Annotated in this window: 19 protein-coding genes; 17 read left to right on the forward strand and 2 right to left on the reverse strand. The window is 40.5% G+C overall.

The genetic code is table 11. The annotated features are described in order from the left end of the window. Positions 1-114 precede the first annotated feature (114 nt). The 13 genes from HCZ91_RS05930 (at position 115) to HCZ91_RS05990 (ending at position 13786) form a co-directional block, all read left to right on the forward strand. Positions 115-1431, forward strand: coding sequence for an oligosaccharide flippase family protein (locus HCZ91_RS05930; RefSeq protein WP_179798661.1), 1317 nt, complete (start codon positions 115-117; stop codon positions 1429-1431). Positions 1432-1500: 69 nt separating this feature from the next. Continuing rightward, entirely contained in the window at positions 1501-2517 is a 1017-nt protein-coding gene (locus HCZ91_RS05935) for a glycosyltransferase family A protein (RefSeq protein WP_102092045.1), read from the forward strand. After that, the gene (locus HCZ91_RS05940; RefSeq protein WP_179798662.1) at positions 2510-3700 is read left to right on the forward strand and encodes a hypothetical protein; all 1191 of its coding nucleotides are present in this window, start codon (positions 2510-2512) and stop codon (positions 3698-3700) included. The genes HCZ91_RS05935 and HCZ91_RS05940 overlap by 8 nt, the downstream gene beginning before the upstream one ends. Before the next feature lie 13 nt (positions 3701-3713). Then, a complete protein-coding gene (locus HCZ91_RS05945; protein ID WP_179798663.1) occupies positions 3714-4796 on the forward strand; it encodes a polysaccharide pyruvyl transferase family protein in 1083 nt (360 codons plus the stop codon). Further along, positions 4793-5839, forward strand: a complete 1047-nt coding sequence (locus HCZ91_RS05950) for a glycosyltransferase family 2 protein (RefSeq protein ID WP_179798664.1) — start codon at positions 4793-4795, stop codon at positions 5837-5839. Before HCZ91_RS05945 ends, HCZ91_RS05950 begins: the two co-directional genes overlap by 4 nt. A 5-nt stretch (positions 5840-5844) precedes the next feature. Next, entirely contained in the window at positions 5845-6957 is a 1113-nt protein-coding gene (locus HCZ91_RS05955) for a glycosyltransferase (protein ID WP_218870069.1), read from the forward strand. Positions 6958-6996: 39 nt separating this feature from the next. Beyond that, positions 6997-8037 (forward strand): EpsG family protein, encoded by a 1041-nt coding sequence (locus HCZ91_RS05960; RefSeq protein ID WP_179798665.1) that lies wholly within the window; start codon positions 6997-6999, stop codon positions 8035-8037. Continuing rightward, positions 8037-8927, forward strand: coding sequence for a glycosyltransferase family 2 protein (locus HCZ91_RS05965; RefSeq protein WP_179798666.1), 891 nt, complete (start codon positions 8037-8039; stop codon positions 8925-8927). Before HCZ91_RS05960 ends, HCZ91_RS05965 begins: the two co-directional genes overlap by 1 nt. Next, on the forward strand, positions 8928-10055 hold the full coding sequence (locus HCZ91_RS05970; RefSeq protein WP_179798667.1) for a glycosyltransferase family 4 protein: 1128 nt from the start codon (positions 8928-8930) through the stop codon (positions 10053-10055). After that, positions 10056-10667 carry a sugar transferase gene (locus HCZ91_RS05975; RefSeq protein ID WP_179798668.1) on the forward strand — a complete coding sequence of 204 codons (612 nt, stop codon included), beginning with the start codon at positions 10056-10058 and terminating at the stop codon, positions 10665-10667. Positions 10668-10811: 144 nt separating this feature from the next. Beyond that, positions 10812-12011 (forward strand): DegT/DnrJ/EryC1/StrS aminotransferase family protein, encoded by a 1200-nt coding sequence (locus HCZ91_RS05980; protein WP_179798669.1) that lies wholly within the window; start codon positions 10812-10814, stop codon positions 12009-12011. Between the two features lie 278 nt (positions 12012-12289). Beyond that, positions 12290-13168, forward strand: coding sequence for a bifunctional methylenetetrahydrofolate dehydrogenase/methenyltetrahydrofolate cyclohydrolase FolD (gene folD, locus HCZ91_RS05985; RefSeq protein ID WP_165597445.1), 879 nt, complete (start codon positions 12290-12292; stop codon positions 13166-13168). Between the two features lie 99 nt (positions 13169-13267). Next, complete coding sequence (locus HCZ91_RS05990; RefSeq protein ID WP_114700746.1) at positions 13268-13786, forward strand: phosphate-starvation-inducible PsiE family protein; 519 nt, start codon at positions 13268-13270, stop codon at positions 13784-13786. 80 nt (positions 13787-13866) lie between these two features. Here HCZ91_RS05990 and corA read toward each other — a convergent pair whose 3' ends face one another. Together corA and HCZ91_RS06000 are read right to left on the reverse strand one after the other, a co-directional pair. Then, positions 13867-15081 carry a magnesium/cobalt transporter CorA gene (gene corA / locus HCZ91_RS05995; RefSeq protein WP_179798670.1) on the reverse strand — a complete coding sequence of 405 codons (1215 nt, stop codon included), beginning with the start codon at positions 15079-15081 and terminating at the stop codon, positions 13867-13869. A gap of 85 nt (positions 15082-15166) precedes the next feature. Beyond that, positions 15167-15556 (reverse strand): DUF2237 domain-containing protein, encoded by a 390-nt coding sequence (locus HCZ91_RS06000; RefSeq protein WP_057759025.1) that lies wholly within the window; start codon positions 15554-15556, stop codon positions 15167-15169. 488 nt (positions 15557-16044) lie between these two features. Here HCZ91_RS06000 and HCZ91_RS06005 point away from each other — a divergent pair, with 488 nt between their 5' ends. The 4 genes from HCZ91_RS06005 to ndk all read left to right on the forward strand — a co-directional run bounded on the left by HCZ91_RS06005 (position 16045) and on the right by ndk (position 20372). Then, complete coding sequence (locus HCZ91_RS06005) at positions 16045-17343, forward strand: ATP phosphoribosyltransferase regulatory subunit (protein WP_179798671.1); 1299 nt, start codon at positions 16045-16047, stop codon at positions 17341-17343. Between the two features lie 207 nt (positions 17344-17550). Further along, positions 17551-18840, forward strand: coding sequence for an adenylosuccinate synthase (locus tag HCZ91_RS06010; protein WP_057759029.1), 1290 nt, complete (start codon positions 17551-17553; stop codon positions 18838-18840). 260 nt (positions 18841-19100) lie between these two features. Then, positions 19101-19517 carry a lysozyme inhibitor LprI family protein gene (locus HCZ91_RS06015; RefSeq protein WP_102092031.1) on the forward strand — a complete coding sequence of 139 codons (417 nt, stop codon included), beginning with the start codon at positions 19101-19103 and terminating at the stop codon, positions 19515-19517. Between the two features lie 423 nt (positions 19518-19940). Further along, positions 19941-20372, forward strand: coding sequence for a nucleoside-diphosphate kinase (gene ndk / locus HCZ91_RS06020; RefSeq protein ID WP_057759031.1), 432 nt, complete (start codon positions 19941-19943; stop codon positions 20370-20372). Positions 20373-20456 lie beyond the last annotated feature (84 nt).

Here is a 20456-nt window from a genome sequence, read left to right on the forward strand (position 1 = left end):
AATAGCGGTGATAGGGTTGATATTGAAAAGATGATGAAATCACTTATTGGTAAGATTGTTTAGGATATGGTGATTTATATAAATGCTGTGACATACCAAATTGGATGATGAGTAATGACCTCTGAAGTGTTTTTATCGATACAGAGCATAATCAGTCGATTGAAAACCAGTCACTTTGTACGAGATGTGGCTATGGTTGGAGGCGGTATTGCTGCTGGTCAGGCAATCGCTATGGTCTTTATGCCGTTTCTCACCAGATTATATAGTCCTGAAGATTTTGGTATCGCTGCCGCATTTGCCGCAGTCATCAGTATTATTACTCCGATTGCGACCATGGGTTATGCCAATGCCATTGTGATGCCTGATAGTGACGAGGATGCCGCTGCCATTATTAGATTGTCTGTATTGCTCAGTTTGTTTATAGCGGCTATAGCGTTCATCGCTGTCTATTTCGGCAATGTTTATTTGGCACGATGGACGGGTATGGAAAGTGCACCATACATGTTGTATCTCATACCGTTGACGCTATTGGCTGGTGCGTTTCTAGCTGTTGCTGATCAGTCTGCTATCAGAGTAGGTTTGTTTAAAGCCAAGGCTCGCGCTTATGTGGAAAGCAAACTTGTGACAGATATCAGTAAGTTGATAGGTGGTGTATTGGCCCCCTCTGGTATGTTGCTTATTTTATTAGCGATAGCAGGACAGCTCACGAATTTTATGATGCAGATGCTTCGGGTGCCTAGGATTGGTGTATTAAATATTCGAGACTGGTTTGGCACGGTTGGTATTCGTAACGCTGCTATATCGCAGCGTGACTTTGCCATATACCGCATGCCGCAAAGTATGCTTAATGCTGCTTCAGTAGGGCTGCCAACTATCTTATTAGCATCACTATTTAGTGCTTCTTCTGCTGGGCAGTATTCATTGGCTGTTCTTGTGCTCGGTGCACCAGCGATGTTGTTAGGGCAAGCTGTTGGAGAGGTTTTTTATCCTAAAATTACGCGTGCGATCACAGCAAAGTCACCAGAAGCTTATCAATTTTTATTAAAAGTAACGGTAATTCTATTAGTAGTTGGTATTGTTCCCTTCGGTACAGTATTCGTTTTTGGCGATTATCTTTTTTCTTTAGTGTTTGGCGCAGAGTGGGCACTAGCAGGGAGTTATTCGCAGTGGCTTTCTATTTGGCTTTTGACCAGCTTGGTATCGGGTGCGAGTACTGCAGCATTGCCAGCATTGCGTTTGCAGCGTTTTCTTTTGATTAGAGAGATTTTTGCAGTGATATTTCGTGCTGCAGCGCTGTATATAGGGTTTTACGTTTTTGAGTCAGATATGGTAGCCATTGCCCTGTTCTCATCTGTTGGGGTATTGCTTAGCTTATCTATCGTTTATGTCGCTTTTCGGCGTCTGGTTCATATCTATAAAGTGCAGCAGTAGGTAAATATGTTGACTGCGTTGGATGGCACAAAGGATATGCATTAGAAGTCTCAACTCAAGAGGCTCACTATGATTTCAGTTATTATCACCGCATTTAATGCCGCTGCTACTATTGATCGTTGTATTGGTAGTATTGACGTTGCGAAAAAGAATCATGAGATTGAATTGATCATTATTGACGATGGTTCTGATGATGAAACTGCTAGGTTATTGCACAGGTGGGAAAGTGATAGGGCATGGGTTACGGTGAAATATCAAAAAAATGGGGGCGTGGCAGATGCTCGTAATACTGGGCTTGATATCGCAACCGGCGACTACATCGTTTTTATAGATGCGGACGACACTATCGATGATTGGTATTTTGACTTTGTCATTGCACAAATGGTTGATCGGAATATCGAAATGTTGGCGTTTGGTCATAAGCGCATCATGTTAGATGACTCTGTTATCGAGCGACGTAACATTACAGCAGAATATTCACGGCAAGACATTAAAATGCTACAGCTGAGAGTGACAGAGAATAGAAATATATATTGGTATGTAACTACCAAGGTTTATAGCAAAAGCCTGATAGCGGATTTACGGTTTAATTGTGACATAAAGCTTGGTGAAGACGGTATTTTTAATATTGAGTGCTTGGGGAAAGCGAACCATTTATCTGTCGTACCCGACTGTCCATATAACTACTATGAAAATGCCACTTCGATGACGAGTTTGCAATATAAGCCAGGGCTGCTCGAGTCTATTGAAGCAGACTATAACGCCAGAGTCAGGATACATGACTGGTCTATCAGTGCTACTGAGAGACAAATACTGCTATCAGATTTTGCCCGTAGTTATATCGAGCATATGCTGCCATATTTACTCAATAATTTGGCTCATATTCAGATGAGAAAACGCCATGCAGAGTTGATAAAAATACGCCAGTCTTTCGTTTATCAGAACTGTTTGCCACATTACCATCAATGGCACCCAGCACGCTGTATTCGTATTTTGATTTCATGTTTTTCACGACGTTGGTATGTGATGACATTGGCTTTTTTACAACTGTCTTGGTCTAAAGCGAAGGTAAAAAAACATGTTTAATATTGATTTGTTTCCTCAGGCATTAAAAAGTGACGAAAATGGACAGACTCGTTCTTGTTTGCTGAAAAAAACAACCATGGGTGAAAGTGTCACTGAGCAAGAGTTGTGGTTTTTGTATCCTATCAATCTACCAATGCCAGAAGACGATGATTGCGACTCTTATTTGTTAGCCACATTGTTGCCTGCGATGCAACTACGTGCGGCTATTCGGGTTCATGGCAGTGTGTCCCACGAGCTATTAGCCAATCTGACAGAACTACAGTATGTCTGGAATAAATGGTTACCAGAGCGTTATTTTGTGATTGATATACAAGTTGATTGTATTAGAACGCGCGACGTACAAGTAGATGGTGCGATTGCTGCATTTTCTGGTGGCGTGGATGCTCAATTTACCGCTTATCGTCATGCGACAGGCAAAGCAGGATATGCCACACGAGATATTAAGGCAGGGGTTTTTGTACATGGCTTTGATATACCTTTAGATGATACAGAAGGTTTTGATAGTTCTGTAGAGGTAGCGACCAAAGTACTTTCTGATATTAACGTTGATCTACTGCCCGTTAAGACGAATGTTCGAACATTGTGGTCTATCGATTGGGAAGAATATCACGCGGCTGCCATTGCTTCCGTTCTATGTGGATTGAAACGATATGCAGGAATTGGACTCATTGGTAGTGGCGATTCTTATGATGTATTACTTACTCCATGGGGATCACATCCCATAACAGATCCATTATTGAGCGGTGGCAATTTTAGAATTATTCATGATGGTGCAGGGTTTCGTCGATCTGAGAAGTTAATCATTCTTTCAAATTGGTCTATAGGCATACGAAATTTACGTGTTTGCTGGGCTGGTAATAAGCATGATAGAAACTGCGGTCACTGTGAAAAATGTGTACGAACTCGACTGAATCTCTTACTTGCAGGTGTTGATAATCCTGCTTGTTTTGACACCCCGATAGATTCGTCGCTTTTCAGGTTCATGGTTCTGAAAAGTGACGCTGTACGCATAGACTGGTCTCTAATTCGTCAAGAAATGATTGAAACGGGCAGGGGTCTTGAGTGGCTTCCATACATTGAAAAAGTACTCAAACGTAAATCATCTCCAAAATTGAGTGGGTTATTTCCTTTTGGGTCAAAGCGTCGCATGTGGGTAAAAAAGACGTTAATGAGAAATAAATAAGGGAGTGTCAAAAATGAATACTACCGCCATAAAAAAGCTCATACCACTTAGACTAAAAAAACACTTAGTTACTTATATAGGTGCGCGAGATTTGCCTTTGCCTAGCAGTAATCGATGCTTCATTTTTCTGGCGGCTGACTATGGCAATATTGGTGATATCGCTATCTCTTATGCACAAAAGCAATACTTGCAACATGTGATGACTGATTATGAAGTTGTCAGTGTTCCTATTAGTCAAACCAGATTGGTGCTTAATTCGATTAAACAACAAATACAACAGAGGGATATTGTCACTATTATTGGGGGAGGCAATATGGGTAGCTCGTATCCTGATATTGAAGAGCTGCGCCAATTAGTTATCAATACATTTCCTAAGAATCGCGTTGTGTGTTTTCCTCAGACCTTGGATTGGAGTGATTCTGCTAAGTCTAAGCGAGCATTGCATCGTATCGTAAACGTCTACGCCAAGCATCCAGATATACACATTTTCGCTAGAGAGTCGATGACAGCGGCCAAACTTATCAAGCTTTTTGCCGAGTATAGCAATGTCCATGTTGGGCTTGTGCCAGATATCGTTATGAGTGCAAATGCAGCAGTACTTGGGACGACAAATGACGTAGAGTCGTCAACTATTCTGCGATGCTTAAGGAATGACAAAGAAGCTGCTCTCTCCACTGAACAATACGGCTTTATAGATAAAGCCTTAGCAGATACTGGCTATCATATTGAAAAGACAGATACCCATGCTGGTGGTTCGCAACTCGATGAGGTAAATTGCAAAAAATTATTGACTGACAAACTTAGCCAGTTTCGAGCTGCAAAATTGGTCGTGACTGACCGCCTACATGGCATGATTTTATGTTTACTATCGGGTACACCTTGCTTGGTATTGCCGAACTCCAATCATAAGATAAGACAAACGCAGTTAGACTGGTTACGTAATCATCCAAGACTCGTGTTTTTAGAATTAGATGAGGTTGCTGAGATTTCAAAACATATCGATAAACTGCTATCCCTGTCTCATGGCACCATGACTGAGTCACCCGTTCATATCAATGAATATAATGAGTTGGAAAAATCGGTGGTTATTATATGACTAGCGTAGCAGAGCCATTGGTGAGCATTATCGTGCCAGTATACAACGTCGTGTCATATGTCGACGCGTGCTTAGAATCTATCAAGCAGCAAACCTATAAGAATATTGAAATCATTGTCGTTGAAGATTGCTCTACTGATAATTCAAAACAAGCACTTGCCTTATATCTCACAGATAAGCGTATCAGAGTCATTCAACATAATGAAAACAGTGGTCTTTCTGCTGCTCGTAATACTGGTATTAAATCTGCAGTAGGTGATTATATGATGTTTGTTGATTCTGATGACATTGTAGATACTCGCTTAGTAGCAGCTTGTGTAGATTGCGCTCTTACTACCAATGCAGAAGTAGTGACATATGGTTTTGCACCGTTCAAAGAGGAAGCGGCAGAGAATGAACTACCGTATCCAGCTGCCAGCTTAGCATCCGAGACAACCAAGATAGACGATTCGTATTTCAGCCTACCGCATTTTGCATGGCTAAAATTTATTAAATCCAGTGTCGTGCAAACGGCTTCTCTAAATTTTCCAGTGGGTTTGTATTACGAGGATTGGCCTTTCCATTGGCATCTTGGCTTATCTACTAAGGCTAGATATCAGTTGCCTATTGATTTTTACCTGTATAGACAGCGAGGCACATCAATTACGGGTTCAACAGATAAAAAGCTATTAGACCTTTTCGTTATTCATTCAGAAGTCATGAACCTAATAGAAGACTATCAAGCAGATGACGTTAAAAAAATACTTGCTAATAAAATAAGACAAAGTCATTGGAGCATTCTCACCCGTATAGACAATGAGTATTTAGTAAAGGCATTGGCCCAAGCTAAAAAAGCAGATAAAACACTACGGTTAAAAGGTTATCAGAATAAGTGGACGTTAAGGAATATAGTAATCAGTAATATAGTACGTATGCCAAGCCAAATTGCGCTGCCTATAATGCAGGTGCTTCGTCAAGCACTAGAGAAAGAAAAAAGATTAAAAGGAAGTAAATTGGAAATAGTTACGAGAAGCAAAGTTGGCTTTATGTTTCTTAAAAGGTAAATGATATGACTATTCGCAGAGTGCTGCACATAGTGGGGAAAATGGATCGTGCTGGGGCAGAGACCATGCTTATGAATTTATATCGTCATATAGATCATAGCCAGATTCAGTTTGATTTTGTCACTTTTACCGACGAGATCGGCGACTATGACGCTGAGATAGCAGCGTTGGGCGGTAGGGTTATACCGATTTTAGCTGGTCATTCATTGACGCGCATGCTCAAACTTAAAAAATTCCTTAAACAGCAGCCTGATTATCAAATCGTTCATGCTCATATGCTATTAAACAATGCTTTTCATCTGTTGGCTGCTAAAGGTGCTGGCGTGCCGCATCGCATTTCGCACTCTCATAGCACCAGTAATGGTAAAACCAATATTATTAAAAAAATATATGAGCAATGGGCATTAATTATCAATCGTACATTGGCTACTAAGAGAATTAGTTGCGGTGACCATGCTGCAAATTACCTATTTGGTACTACAAAAGATGTGTGGCTATTGCCCAATGCTGTAGATATACAGAAGATGATATCAGTCGCTAACCAATCACGGCATTATATCGATCAGGAGTTTGGTACTAAAAAATTTGGAGATAAAGGGTTAAAAATCATACAAGTTGGTCGTCTCAATGAGGTGAAAAACCATCAGTTTTCTTTGGAAATCGCTGAGCAGCTGAAAAAACGTCAGATTGACTTTACCTTATATATCGTTGGACAAGGTCCATTGGAAGGTCAATTAAGACGACAAGTGAAAGAGCAAGCCTTAGGGGATAACATTAAGTTTTTGGGTATGCGTACTGATATTACTGAGTTAATGGCCAGTGCTGACTATATGATTATGCCATCCCTACATGAAGGTTTCCCAGTGGTCTTAGTAGAAAGCCAGACAGTCGGACTTATGGCATTGGTTTCTGATCAAATATCACCTGAAGTAGATTTAGGACTTGGACTTGTATGTTTTTTACCTATACAGTCAGCCAATATTTGGGCGGATAGTTTGCTGAGTTTTCAGCCTCCAATATCCAATGTAGCAGAAATAATGAATGCGCTAAATTTACATGGCTTTAGCGCCGCGACCAATTCGCAGAAGTTAACGCAAATGTATTTGAATATGCGATAAGGCTTTTACTTAATATTCAGCTACTTTATAGAGGGTTAGATGCTTCCTTATCTGTTGGTCCTTAGCCTTGTTGTTTTCTGGATAGTACTGGAGAAAAAATCTCTCAATCGTACGTCTTTTTGGCTGCCTTTAATTGCTTTAGCGCTGTTCGCAGGCGGTCGCAGTTATTGGGTCGGTACGGATACTGCAAGCTATACCAGAAATTTTAATAATAAATTGAGTCCTGAGTCCTTTAGATTTAATGAAGACGTTGAGTACGGCTACCAGCTATTTGAGTATTCATTACTGCATGTGACAAATAACTATTTTTGGCTACTGATTATCACCAGTTTGGTTATCGTCTATTGTTACTTAAAAGTCATTAAAAGATATAGTGTGAACTATTGGCTCTCTGTATTTCTGTTTATTACGCTAGGCGTCTATACCTTTTCATTCAATGGATTGCGTCAAGGAATCGCAATGGCTTTGTTTACTTTAGCCATTCCTTATCTGCTAGAGAAACGGCTTTTTCCTTATTTATTAATATGTGCCATTGCATCGTTTTTTCATATCACGGCTTTATTTATCATTCCATTTTATTTGATTGTAAATTTGAGAGTGAAGCCAGCTTATAAAATACTTGCGACGTTTTTCGGGTCTTTATTCGTTAGTAGGTTACTCGTATCTTATATTTCATCTACTAATGATCGATATGAAGACTATGCAAAAGTATCTGAAGAGTCAGGTGGGTTTTTGACACTTGGGTTTTACACAGTGCTTATGCTTCTCATCATTATCGCGAGCTATGTATATAAAATTAAAGATAAGAGCTTTCAACAGCTATTGATGTTTTATGCGTCAGGCGTGGTTTGTGTCATACCGCTAGCGCTGTTAGGTACTAGCGCTTCAGGCCCGCAAAGAATCATTTCGTATTTCACATGGACTTTGATTTTGTTACTGCCTGTGGTTTTGAAAAAGATAAATAATATTTATGTCTATATCATCAGTGTGTTTATCTTCCTGGTGTATTTCATATTGACGACATCAAAGTTCAGCAATCTGAGTCCTTATATTATCAATCCTATGTTTGAGGTGTTCTGATGAAAAGTCGCGCTTATATCTCAATTGGCATTCCATTTTATAATACAGAAAACTATCTAGAAGATGCTATATGTTCAGTTTTAGCTCAAACGTATCAATATTGGGAATTGATTTTAATTGATGATGGTTCTTCCGATAAGTCATTGGAAATTGCTAGAGATTTTGAGAGTAGAGATACTAGGATCAGGGTGATATCTGATGGTTTAAATAAAAAATTACCTTATAGATTAAATCAAATTGTTCGTGAAGCCAAATATGATTATATTGCACGTATGGATGCTGATGACTTGATGAGTAACCATCGTCTTGATAAGCAAATACAAGTATTAGAAAGTAATAAGGAAGTTGATTTCGTTACTACAGGTTGTTTTACCATTGGTAAAAATAATGAGCTGACAGGTGTGCGATTAGGTGATAATTACCAAATGAATGCAAAAATGATTCTAGAGGGAGTGACTAATCTGTTACATGCTTCGCTATTAGCACGTAAAAGTTGGTATATAAGAAATAATTATGATGAAAGTAGAATTTTGGCAGAAGATTTCGATTTATGGTTACAAGCTGCAAAAAATAATGACTTAAATTATTTAGTTGTTGAACAACCTTTATATTGGTACAGAGTTGTTGAGAATGTAACTGTAAAAAAAATGATTCAAGGTTATGATATGCAAATGGAAATCATTAATAGTAATTATAAAGGTATAGTGTCTGTTAGTAGAAAAAATAAAATAATTAGGAGGTTTAGGTTAAAAAAACTAGTAGTGAAATATTTAGATTTTTTTAATCTCATGAGTATTTTACTCAAAAGTAGGTGTGATGATTGTAGAGACCAAGATATTAGTGATTATGATGAAAGTTATACAGAAATAAAAAGAATAGGATTATTCTAGATGATTATTATTATTATTGGTACGGTAGCTTCTAGTTTTTTGGGTTTCCGTGCTGACCTGATAAAGGTGCTGATTCAGAAAAATCATATTGTTTATGCGTTCACGTCAGAATATACAAATTCTGAACTAGAAAAAATTAAGTTGTTAGGTGCCATACCAGTCACTTATGAGCAAAAGCGAGGTGGTTTAAACCCTTTGGTAGATGTAATATCAACATATCTCTTAACAAATAAAATTAAAGCTATAGCACCGGATTTAGTATTTTCTTATTTTTCTAAACCAGTAATATTTGGTACTTTGGCAGCTAGATGGGCTAAAGTACCTAAGGTAATAGGTATGCTTGAGGGATTAGGGTATACCTTTACTAAGCAGCCTAAAGGCTTGATAAAAAGAACGCAATTAATAAAGCAAATACAAATAGCGTTGTATAGAATTTCTTTACCAAGGTTAGATACTCTCATCTTTCTTAACCCAGATGATCCAAATGACCTATTGGAAGAATACTCAATAAAAGTTAGAAAAGTAGAGATTTTAGGGGGGATTGGTTTAAACCTTGATGACTATAGTTATTCAAACAACTACCCTAAAAACCCAGTATTTATTTTCATAGCAAGATTATTAGCAGAAAAGGGTATTCATGATTATATAGCCGCTGCTAAAATTGTAAAAAAAATATATCCACAGGCAAGGTTTGTTGTGTTAGGAGCAATAGATAAAGTAGCTCTAGGTGCATTGACAGAAGTAGAACTAAGACAAGCTATAAAGGCGAATATTATAGAGTATCCGGGTCATGTTAATAATGTTTCAGACTGGATAACAAAATCTAGCGTATTTGTTCTCCCATCTTATTACAGAGAAGGTGTGCCGCGCAGCACTCAAGAAGCGATGGCAATTGGAAGACCTATTATCACTACTGATGTACCTGGTTGCCGTGAGACGGTTATTGATGGAGTAAATGGGTTTTTAGTAGAGAAATGGAACCCAAAAGCTTTGGCAGAGAAAATGATTTACTTTATAGAACATCCTGAACAAATTAAAGAGATGGGTGATGAAAGCTACAAGCTAGCACAAGAGAAATTTGATGCAGATAAAGTCAATAAACGACTAATAAATATGTTGGGTTTATAAATGATAAAACGACTATTTGACATTGTAGGTGCAACGACAGCGTTAGTAGTGCTGTCTCCTGTCTATGCTGCAACTGCATACAAGGTGAGTAAAAATCTTGGTGCGCCTGTTCTATTTCGTCAGATTCGTCCAGGTCTATATGGTAAGCCATTTGAGATGATAAAGTTTCGCTCAATGAAGGATGATATAGATGCAGATGGCAATCCTTTGGAAGACGGCGCGCGATTGACATCGTTTGGTAAAGCGCTGCGTAACACCAGCCTTGATGAGTTGCCCGAGCTTTGGAATGTCATAAAGGGCGATATGAGTCTAGTGGGCCCGCGACCATTATTGATGGAGTATCTACCCTTATATAATGATGAACAAGCGCGCCGACACGACGTCCGCCCAGGTATTACAGGGTATGCTCAAGTTAATGGTCGCAATGCTATTGGATGGGATGAAAGGTTTGCACTTGATACATGGTATGTGGACAATCAGTCGCTGTGGTTGGATATCAAAATTTTACTTAAAACAGTGAAAAAAGTCATTATCAAAGATGGTATCAGTGCTGAGGGTGAAGCAACTATGAGTAAATTCATGGGCAATAGTATTAATGAAGAAATGCTTTGAAAGTACTCTTTGGTGATAGCAGTACAGCTAATTAAAAAAGTTGTGTATCAAGAAAGTCATGATAGATAGTAAGGTTAATAACATAGTGAGCAGTTTATCGTAGAGCGTGACACAACATTAGACATAAGTACCATAGAGGAACATATGCTAAATACCCCTTTTTCACCTTGGCCAAAATTCACGCAGCATGAAGCCGACGCTGTCAGTCGAGTGCTACTATCTAACAAAGTCAATTATTGGACAGGCGAAGAATGTCGTCAGTTTGAGCGAGAGTTTGCTGACTGGGTAGGTAGTAAGTACGCAATCGCATTGGGTAATGGCACCTTGGCATTGGATGTCGCGTTACAAGCACTCGATATAGGTGCAGGTGATGAGGTCATTGTCACACCGCGTACCTTTATTGCTAGTATCTCATCAATCGTTAATGCAGGTGCGACCCCCATCTTTGCAGATGTCGATGAAGCAACTGGTAATATCACTGCTGAGACCATCACAGCTGTATTAAGCGACAAGACGAAAGGTATCGTGTGCGTCCATTTAGCTGGCTGGCCATGCGATATGGACAGTATTATCGCACTGGCAGATGAGCATGGCTTATATGTTATTGAAGATTGCGCACAAGCTCATGGCGCACGATATAAAGGGCGAAGCGTGGGCAGTATTGGTCATGTTGGGGCATGGAGTTTTTGCCAAGATAAGATTATGACCACAGGAGGTGAGGGCGGTATGGTCACCACCGATAGCGAACTGCTATGGCGTAAAATGTGGGCGTATAAGGATCATGGTAAGAGCTATGCGGCAGTCTATGAAACGGAGCAATCACCTGGCTACAATTGGCTCCATGAAAGCTTTGGCACCAATTGGCGTATGACTGAGATGCAAGGCGTTCTAGGGCGTATTCAACTGGAAAAAATGAATGAGTGGACAGCAAAACGGACTACTAATGCGCAAGCCATACTAGAGGCCTGTAGTAAATGGGAGTCCAAAGGTTACCTTTGTGTGCCGAGACTAGAGCATTTAGCGCAGTTCTCCAATACGAACCATGCTTACTATAAATTATATGTCTATGTGCAGTCCGATAATCTACCTGATCGGTGGGCACGTGACCGCATTATTGAAGCAATTAACAATCAAGGTGTGCCGTGCTTCTCTGGATCTGCGTCAGAGGTTTATTTGGAGAAGGCCTTTGATAATACTGGGTTACGTCCAAGTGTTAGATTGCCAATAGCAAAGCAACTAGGAGAGAGTAGTCTAATGTTTCTAGTGCATCCTACGCTTACGGCGGCTGAAATTGAACTTACGATACAGGCGATCGATAGTGTGTTTGGTTCGATGGTCGAATAAAATGGCAATGAATGATTATTTTTAGAAATTTACTTTGTGGTCGATGCTACTCTTACTAAAAGCATAAGGTACATTTGCCTATATATAAGCAATACTGTTTAATTGACTTATTATGAAAATTTATCAGTGCGCAGGCTTTATCTTACGCTAGGATTTTGTAGCGTACACAGGTACAATATTACTCTTAGTCAAAGATTGACGAACCAAAGGACAGGCATGCAAAGTATTTGCGCGCGCTGTCTTTATTTTTTTATATCGTACCCTCTATTGGAGTTACTATGTCTACTGCCCAAGAATCCGCTACCGTTTTGGACGGCAAAGCACTTGCCAAACAAATAGAACAGGATCTGCGCACGCGCGTAGATACGATTAAGGAAAAGACTGGCCGCACCCCAAGCTTAGCGACGATATTGGTTGGTGACGATCCAGCCTCTGCCACTTATGTTCGTATGAAAGGCAACGCCTGTAAGCGTGTTGGCATGGACTCTATACGCGTTGAGATGCCGAGTGCCACGACCACTGAGCAGCTCATGGCAAAAATAGATGAGTTAAATAGCAATCCAGATGTACACGGCATTTTGCTACAGCATCCGGTTCCTGAGCATATTGATGAGCGTGCTTGTTTTGAGCAGATTGACTTAGCAAAAGACGTCGATGGCGTGACTTGTCTTGGTTTTGGTCGTATGGCGATGCAGCAGTCAGCTTATGGCTCATGCACACCGCAGGGCATTATGCATTTGTTAGAGCATTATAATATCGAGCTATCAGGTAAAGAAGCCGTAGTCGTAGGACGTAGTGCTATCTTAGGTAAGCCAATGGCTATGATGCTATTGAATGCCAACTGTACAGTGACTATCTGCCATTCAAGAACTCAAGATTTGGCAGCGCATATCAAGCGTGCAGATATCGTGGTTGGTGCCGTAGGCGTACCTGAGCTTATTAAAGCGGAGTGGATCAAATCAGGAGCGGTTGTCATTGACGCAGGTTTCCATCCGACAGATGATGGCGGTGTTGGTGATATCGAAATGCAAGGCATGGAAAACATTGCCAGTGCTTATACGCCAGTACCAGGCGGCGTTGGCCCAATGACTATCAACACGCTTATTCGCCAAACGGTCGATGCTGCTGAAAAATCAGCGGGTTTGAATAACGGCTAAAAAGATAGTCATACGAATACTGATAGCCGATATATAAGGGGCCTGAGGTAACATAAACTCAGGCTAAATCAACCACATTTCAGTTGATAGGACCTAAACATGGCTAAAAAAAACGTAGGTGTTCATGAGCGACTACAAGGTATTGGTAGAGAGTTTGTCGATGTCTGTCATTACGTTATTTTATTTCTAATCAGTGTGGTTGTCGTTTGGACCGCAGGAAAAGAGTTCATTGGTATTATCCAAAAAGGCTCAGCGGATCTAAAAGACATATTGATGTTATTTATTTATCTTGAGCTACTGGCTATGATAGGTATCTACTTTAAAACACACCGTCTGCCAGTACAGTTTTTGATATTTATTGCCATAACAGCCTTGTCACGACATCTGGTGGTTGATGTACAGGCAGTTTCAGACTATTTCCATTTATGGCTGCTTGCGACAATTTCTGTGGCCATCATGCTATTAAGTGGCTCTATCGTAGTATTAACTTGGACAGCAAAAACTTTTGGTCGTCCAGAGGACAATCTCGATAAACAGCATGCAAACCTAACGGTTAAAGCATTGTTGCCTGATAATGCTCAAGCACCCGATAGCCATACTAAGCATCGCCGCGAATAATTAGATAGCGTTACAAAAAGATAGCAACATAAAAAAAGAGCGACCAGTGGTTGCTCTTTTTTTATGCCTAGCGTTTGGTATTACAACCATTTTAATCTTTTAAAATTGTAGTACAGATAGCTACATAAGGCGATAATAATGGTCATAATGACAAGGTAAGAGTATTTCCAATGCAGCTCAGGCATAAAGTCAAAGTTCATGCCATAAATGCCAGCGATAGCTGTCGGCACTGCCAGAATACCTGCCCATGCAGCGAGCTTACGTACGACTTCATTCTGACCCATATTGACCATCGCCATATAGGTGTTCATCACCACGCTCAGCATTTCATTAAGACCATTAATAGCATCTAGGGAGTGCAATAGGTGATCGTTAACATCGCGAAAGTAAGGCTTAGCGGCTTGAGAAAATCCAGAGACAATCTCACTTTTTTTATGATTGATAAAAAAGCTACAGATGTCTTGCACAGGTAAGATAATGGCGCGCATATGTACCAGTTGTGACTTTAGCTCGTAAAGGTTTTTTAGGGTGCCTTTATCAAACTCATAGGTGAAGACTTTGTGCTCCTGCTCACGCAAATAGCGACCCAATCGGTCAGTGATGGGCATGTAGTTATCAACGATAAAATCGAGGATAGCGTGCAATACAAATATAGGCCCCATGCGTAACTTCTCAGGGCGACGATGGCAGTGCTCACGTACTGGCGCATAAGAGTTTGACGGGCCATTGCGAATCGTAATCAGGTAGTTTTTACCCATAAATATCGCAGTAGTACCATAACGGATGACATTGTCTTCGAGCTTGGCTGTACGTAGCACCACAAAGACCATATCATTATCGTAGTTTTCGACCTTAGCACGTTGATGATCAGCAAAGGCATCTTCAATCGCTAGCTCATGCAGGTCAAAGGCTTCTTTTACTTTGACCATGGTTTCTAAGCTTGGATCATATAGCCCAAGCCAAATAAATTGACCGTTGTTCCCTAGCGTACGACTCACATCGTTGAGCGCCACTCTATTAAGGTTCTCACCTGTTTTACGTGAGTAAGCGTAGCAATTGACCACTTCGCCTGCGCTTGATGAGTCAATATCTTCATAGCGTTCAGAGTCAGGATCGTAGACCGTCATGGTCTCAATAGTATCTTCAGTAGTGGCGTCCACATCACCATAGATATAGCTATCATCATCGTCCAAATAGAGATGCTTGTCATTCATATTGGCGTAGATATGATTCATATTGGAATCAGGCGCAATATGAGCCGTTTTTTTAATCAATTGATTATTATCATTTTCCATATACTTTCCTGTCATATAATAAAAAAATTCAATAATCCAAATATGCTGTGAACGTGGCTACGGTTTTATCGTGTGCCAATACTAACTATAGGGCGTAGCTTTTTAGCGTATCGATATCTACCAATGCCAATAGACTCTCGTGACAAGCTTCTAGTTTGATTTGCGGTGCAATATCGAAGTCCAGTGCTTCAACCCAACGTAGCGCGCAGATGCACCAGTAGTCACCAGGTTTGAGACCAGGAAAGTTGTATTCAGGTAGTGGGGTAATTAGGTCATTACCGCGACTGGCAGAGAAGTTTAAAAACTCGCTGGTCATCTTGGCACAGACAGTATGTTGACCAACATCATGGTTGCCAGTATGGCAAAAACCATTGCGATAATAGCCAGTGATGGGATCGAAACAACAGCTGGCAAGTGCGGTGCCTAAGACATTGGTTTGGTTGATGGCAGGGTTTGGGTGGTAATCAGATGACATAAGGCTTCCGAGATAAAAATATGTGTTAGTGTATCATGAGTCTGTGCCGAAGACGCTGCCGTAATCACGCTCATTATCTTATGGTTAACAAAAAATAAACCTCTCGACTATTTGCCCAATATTGAGCCAAATACATCAACGATGACTGTTACATCTGCTAAGCTAATAAGCGGTAATTGAACTGTAATTAGATAGTGATTGTGGCTAATTGTCACTAGGCGAACCTTGAGTGCTATGCTAAACTAAAGCATAAAGTGCCTTGATTATTTGTCGCAATTTTTTAGCGCATAAAGATACTCGTCTTATCATTCTAAATTATACTTATTATTCACCCTTTTGCGGTTACCTGGTTTGTTTATAAATAATTGGGTCAATGATGTTGCGCGTTAAAAATAAACACACACAGCGTCAATACCCGGCAAACCACCCTTTAAGTACCGCATCAGTACCGCGTTTTTGGTAAGCGATACGCCAAACAAGGATTTATTGTGTCTGTTAGTTCTGATTCTGCAAAACCTGCCCAGCCAAATTCTACCAACGAAACAGTGTCTCAGCCTGCCGAAAACAGTGCTGCACCCAATCGCATGCCATATTTGAGTAACTTTGGCAGTGATGTTGCCAATAGTTGGCTATTGCCTGATGGGGTGGTTGATGTTCTGTTTGAAGATGCGCACAAGCAAGAAGTGCTTAGACATCAGTTAATCGAACAGCTTATTACTCATGGTTATCAACTGGTTTGCCCACCGATGATCGAGTTTACTGAGTCTTTGCTAAGTGATGCGTCAGAAGATCTGAAACGCCAAACCTTCAAAATTATCGATCAGTTGACGGGTCGTCTAATGGGCGTTCGCGCTGATATTACCCCGCAGATTTTACGTATAGATGCGCATCATGGCGGTACGGGTATTGCGCGTTATTGCTATGTTGGTGATGTGATTCATACCTTGCCATCAGGTCTGTTTGGCTCACGTACGCCGCTACAGTTGGGTGCTGAGATATTTGGCTGTGCGTCACTAGCAGCAGATATTGAGCTGATAGACGTGCTGTTTACGATGGTAAATAAACTCAATATGAGTGCAGCGCTTCATATCGATTTGGGTCACGTAGCGATATTCAAACGTTTGGCTGAGTTGGCTGAGTTATCAGACAATGATACTGAGCAATTGATGTACTTATATGCCAATAAAAATCTACCAGAGCTCAAGCGTGTTTGCCGTGCTTTGCCAATGGGTGATGATTTTTATGTGTTGGCACGCTTTGGTCACGATATCGCAAACTTATTGGCTAAATTATCAGATGCGGCGCAGCAAGACAGCCAAATCGCAACGGCAATCGATGAGCTACAGCGTTTGAAAAATTATCTACAAGACCAATGGCAGTGCCCAGTCAGTATCGATGTGACTGAGCTATCAGGTTACCACTATCACACTGGCATCGTCTTCAATGGTTATATCAATAGTGAAACGCAGCCACTCGTACGTGGTGGTCGTTTTGATGGTATGCAAAGTCAGACGCAAGCGTTACGTGCGGCCACGGGCTTTAGTATGGATGTTAGCCGATTGCTGGCTCATACACAGTTAGATGCACCAACCGTTGTCTTGGTTGATTTTGCTGCTTTAACCAATGCAAACACAGATGAAATGCAGACGCTATTACAGCAAGTAGAGAGTCTACGTCAGCAAGGCTATCGCGTCACTATGCCGTTAGATGCACAGGATAGTCCAGATGATGTGACGCATCGTTTGAGCATGGCTGATGACAGTCAATGGCAGCTACAGACTGTTTAACTGTCTGATAGTAGGCGATTGAATGGCGCACGCGGCGCACGTAGCCAAAATTATTCAGTACAGATTACGAGAACGTAAAATTATTTGTTAGATATCTCAGTGTTTCTATTTCATAAATCACTGAGATAAAAAGATATAGCTAAGAAAATCATTTTAATTTTCAGCTTTTATTGCACACACCTCAATACATAAAGGTAAGGATTGATCATGGGTAAGAATGTTGTAGTTTTGGGTAGCCAATGGGGCGACGAAGGTAAGGGTAAAATCGTTGATTTACTTACCGAAAAAGCCTCAGCAGTAGCCCGCTTCCAAGGCGGTCATAATGCTGGTCACACGTTGGTTGTCGATGGCAAAACCACTGTCTTGCATTTGATTCCATCAGGTATCTTGCGTGAAGGCGTCACTTGCTTTATCGGTAATGGCGTGGTGTTAGCACCTGACGCACTACTCAAAGAGATGAAAGAGCTAGAAGACAACAACGTACCAGTACGTGAGCGTCTACGTATCTCTCCTAATTGCCCACTTATCATGCCTTATCATGTGGCACTTGATCAAGCTCGTGAAGCCAAGCGTGGTTCTGGTAAAATCGGTACAACAGGTCGCGGCATTGGTCCTGCATACGAAGATAAAGTAGCACGCCGTGCGATTAAACTTGCTGATTTGTTCCGTGAAGATCTAGAAGAAAAACTACGTAACCTAATCGAATATCACAACTTCCAACTGACTGAGTATTATAAAGTTGAAGCGATTGATTTTGATGAGACACTTAAGCTTTGTAAAGAGTGGAAAGAAGAGATTAAAGGTATGGTTACTGATGTAACTGAAGACCTAAATCAATTACGTCTGGCTGGCAAAAACCTAATGTTCGAAGGTGCTCAAGGTACGCTACTTGATATCGACCATGGTACTTATCCGTTTGTAACTAGCTCAAGTGTAACTGCTGGCGGTGTATCAACGGGTACAGGTATCGGTCCATTGTATTTAGACTATGTACTTGGTATCACCAAAGCGTACACTACGCGCGTTGGTAGTGGTCCGTTCCCAACTGAATTGTTCGATGATGTTGGTGCTCATTTAGCCAAAGTCGGTCATGAATTTGGTGCAACGACTGGCCGTGCCCGTCGCTGTGGTTGGTTCGATGCTGAAGCATTACGCCGTGCAGTAGTACTTAACTCTATGTCAGGTATTTGCTTGACCAAGCTTGACGTACTAGATGGTCTTGAAGAGTTGCTAATCGGTGTAGGTTACAACCTACCTGAAACTGAGTGTGCAGGCGCGCATGATGCTGAATTCTATGAGTCAGTCACACCTAAGTACGAAACAATGCAAGGCTGGAGCGAGTCTACCGTTGGCATTACGAACTATGATGAGCTTCCAGAAAACGCTAAAAAATACATCAAACGTATCGAAGCATTGATTGGTTGCCCAGTTGATATTATCTCAACTGGTCCTGATCGCGAAGAAACGATCGTACTGCGTGATCCGTACGACGCTTAGTTTTTACTACAAACTTGATTAAATAGTTTTTAGTATTAATAAAAAACCTCAACGCTAAGCGTTGGGGTTTTTTGTGTGTGCTACTTCAAGAAATTGATTGATTACCTTGATCTTCAACAGTGTAAGAGTATAGGGCTACTAGCTATAATGTCATCTAAAAATATTATAAATAATGGATATACTGACATTATTTTGGCTTAATTAAGTGTAAGATATTATAGACGGATTTGGTTTTATTAACATACAAAAAGGAATTTGCTATGACAACGAATACGCTTAAATCCACGATTCGCAATACCTCTATAGCAATAGTTACATCCGCAGCTTTCATGTTGCCTATGTTTGCTTGGGGTGCAGAAAACTGTGACAAACCAAACAATGACTTTGATGGGCTATATTGCCTCACGAAAGTATATTTGGAAGCAGATAAGGAGCTTAACAACTCTTACAATAAATTGAGTAAACTCCTAAACAAACAGCAAAAAGCCACGCTTAAACGCGGACAATTAGCGTGGATGCGCGAGCGCAACGACCAATGTAGTTATAACGATGGCGATGGTTTCTTTGTCAATATGAGCTGTGCCACCAATAAGACAGCTAATCGAGTTAATTTTTTGAATGAACGTGTGCGTGAATGCAATGCAGGTAGTTGTCGAGACAGTCGCTTAGATGATTAAATGTTTTGATTGGTAGTAGGTATTAGCAAAACTCTTAGCAAGGTGTGTTGAGGGTTTTCTAATCATTAATAATGATACAAATACTCTATAAAATCAGTCTGGTAGCTATAAATGATAAATATGAGTAGCGATAAGGTAAGTAAGTCGATAGCTCATGCATCTGTTGTTGATGAGTACTTAACTTGGATGTAAGTAAGATACTGTTATAAATTTACTTTTATGCAAGGTATGGTCATAAATTAACCCTATCATTTATGGCCTTAATCATTATAATAGGCAGCAATCCGATGTTGGCGCTTATGGTTATACACTGATATACCATGAGTTGTGTAAAACAGTCCAAGTCAACATTGTGGCTAAAGCTAAAACAACGCATTATTTTTTTCATATTTTATTGAATTTATCATTTATTAGGAGCTTCTCATGGCTAACGAACGTACTTTATCTATCATCAAACCTGACGCAGTTGCTGGCAACCACATCGGCGCTATCTACAGCCGTTTCGAACAAGCTGGTCTAAAAATTGTTGCAGCTAAAATGCTACAACTTGATGATGAAAAAGCAGGCGGTTTTTACGCTGAGCACGCTGAGCGTCCATTTTACAACGACCTAAAATCTTTCATGATGTCAGGTCCAGTATTGGTATCAGTACTAGAAGGCGAAAACGCTATCGCTCAGCACCGTGAAATCATGGGTGCAACTAACCCAAAAGAAGCTGCTGAAGGCACTATCCGTGCTGACTTCGCTAGCAGCATCGACGAAAACGCAGTACATGGTTCAGATTCAGCTGAATCAGCAGCACGTGAAATCAGCTACTTCTTCAGCGATGATGAAGTTTGTGCACGTACACGCTAATATAGTAAATCAGCGATAAGCTTTTACGGCATTCGATTTGTTTGAGGTAACTGCTATAATAAGACAGCTACGATTTAAACTGAT

The sequence above is a fragment of the Psychrobacter sp. BI730 genome, assembly GCF_013414195.1.
Classification (GTDB): Bacteria; Pseudomonadota; Gammaproteobacteria; order Pseudomonadales; family Moraxellaceae; genus Psychrobacter.

Coding starts and splice junctions, on each gene's coding strand:
- HCZ91_RS05930 (WP_179798661.1), top strand. CDS start 115: ATGACCTCTGAAGTGTTTTTATCGATACAGAGCATAATCAGTCGATTG.
- HCZ91_RS05935 (WP_102092045.1), top strand. CDS start 1,501: ATGATTTCAGTTATTATCACCGCATTTAATGCCGCTGCTACTATTGAT.
- HCZ91_RS05940 (WP_179798662.1), top strand. CDS start 2,510: ATGTTTAATATTGATTTGTTTCCTCAGGCATTAAAAAGTGACGAAAAT.
- HCZ91_RS05945 (WP_179798663.1), top strand. CDS start 3,714: ATGAATACTACCGCCATAAAAAAGCTCATACCACTTAGACTAAAAAAA.
- HCZ91_RS05950 (WP_179798664.1), top strand. CDS start 4,793: ATGACTAGCGTAGCAGAGCCATTGGTGAGCATTATCGTGCCAGTATAC.
- HCZ91_RS05955 (WP_218870069.1), top strand. CDS start 5,845: ATGACTATTCGCAGAGTGCTGCACATAGTGGGGAAAATGGATCGTGCT.
- HCZ91_RS05960 (WP_179798665.1), top strand. CDS start 6,997: ATGCTTCCTTATCTGTTGGTCCTTAGCCTTGTTGTTTTCTGGATAGTA.
- HCZ91_RS05965 (WP_179798666.1), top strand. CDS start 8,037: ATGAAAAGTCGCGCTTATATCTCAATTGGCATTCCATTTTATAATACA.
- HCZ91_RS05970 (WP_179798667.1), top strand. CDS start 8,928: ATGATTATTATTATTATTGGTACGGTAGCTTCTAGTTTTTTGGGTTTC.
- HCZ91_RS05975 (WP_179798668.1), top strand. CDS start 10,056: ATGATAAAACGACTATTTGACATTGTAGGTGCAACGACAGCGTTAGTA.
- HCZ91_RS05980 (WP_179798669.1), top strand. CDS start 10,812: ATGCTAAATACCCCTTTTTCACCTTGGCCAAAATTCACGCAGCATGAA.
- folD (WP_165597445.1), top strand. CDS start 12,290: ATGTCTACTGCCCAAGAATCCGCTACCGTTTTGGACGGCAAAGCACTT.
- HCZ91_RS05990 (WP_114700746.1), top strand. CDS start 13,268: ATGGCTAAAAAAAACGTAGGTGTTCATGAGCGACTACAAGGTATTGGT.
- corA (WP_179798670.1), bottom strand. CDS start 15,081: ATGGAAAATGATAATAATCAATTGATTAAAAAAACGGCTCATATTGCG.
- HCZ91_RS06000 (WP_057759025.1), bottom strand. CDS start 15,556: ATGTCATCTGATTACCACCCAAACCCTGCCATCAACCAAACCAATGTC.
- HCZ91_RS06010 (WP_057759029.1), top strand. CDS start 17,551: ATGGGTAAGAATGTTGTAGTTTTGGGTAGCCAATGGGGCGACGAAGGT.
- HCZ91_RS06015 (WP_102092031.1), top strand. CDS start 19,101: ATGACAACGAATACGCTTAAATCCACGATTCGCAATACCTCTATAGCA.
- ndk (WP_057759031.1), top strand. CDS start 19,941: ATGGCTAACGAACGTACTTTATCTATCATCAAACCTGACGCAGTTGCT.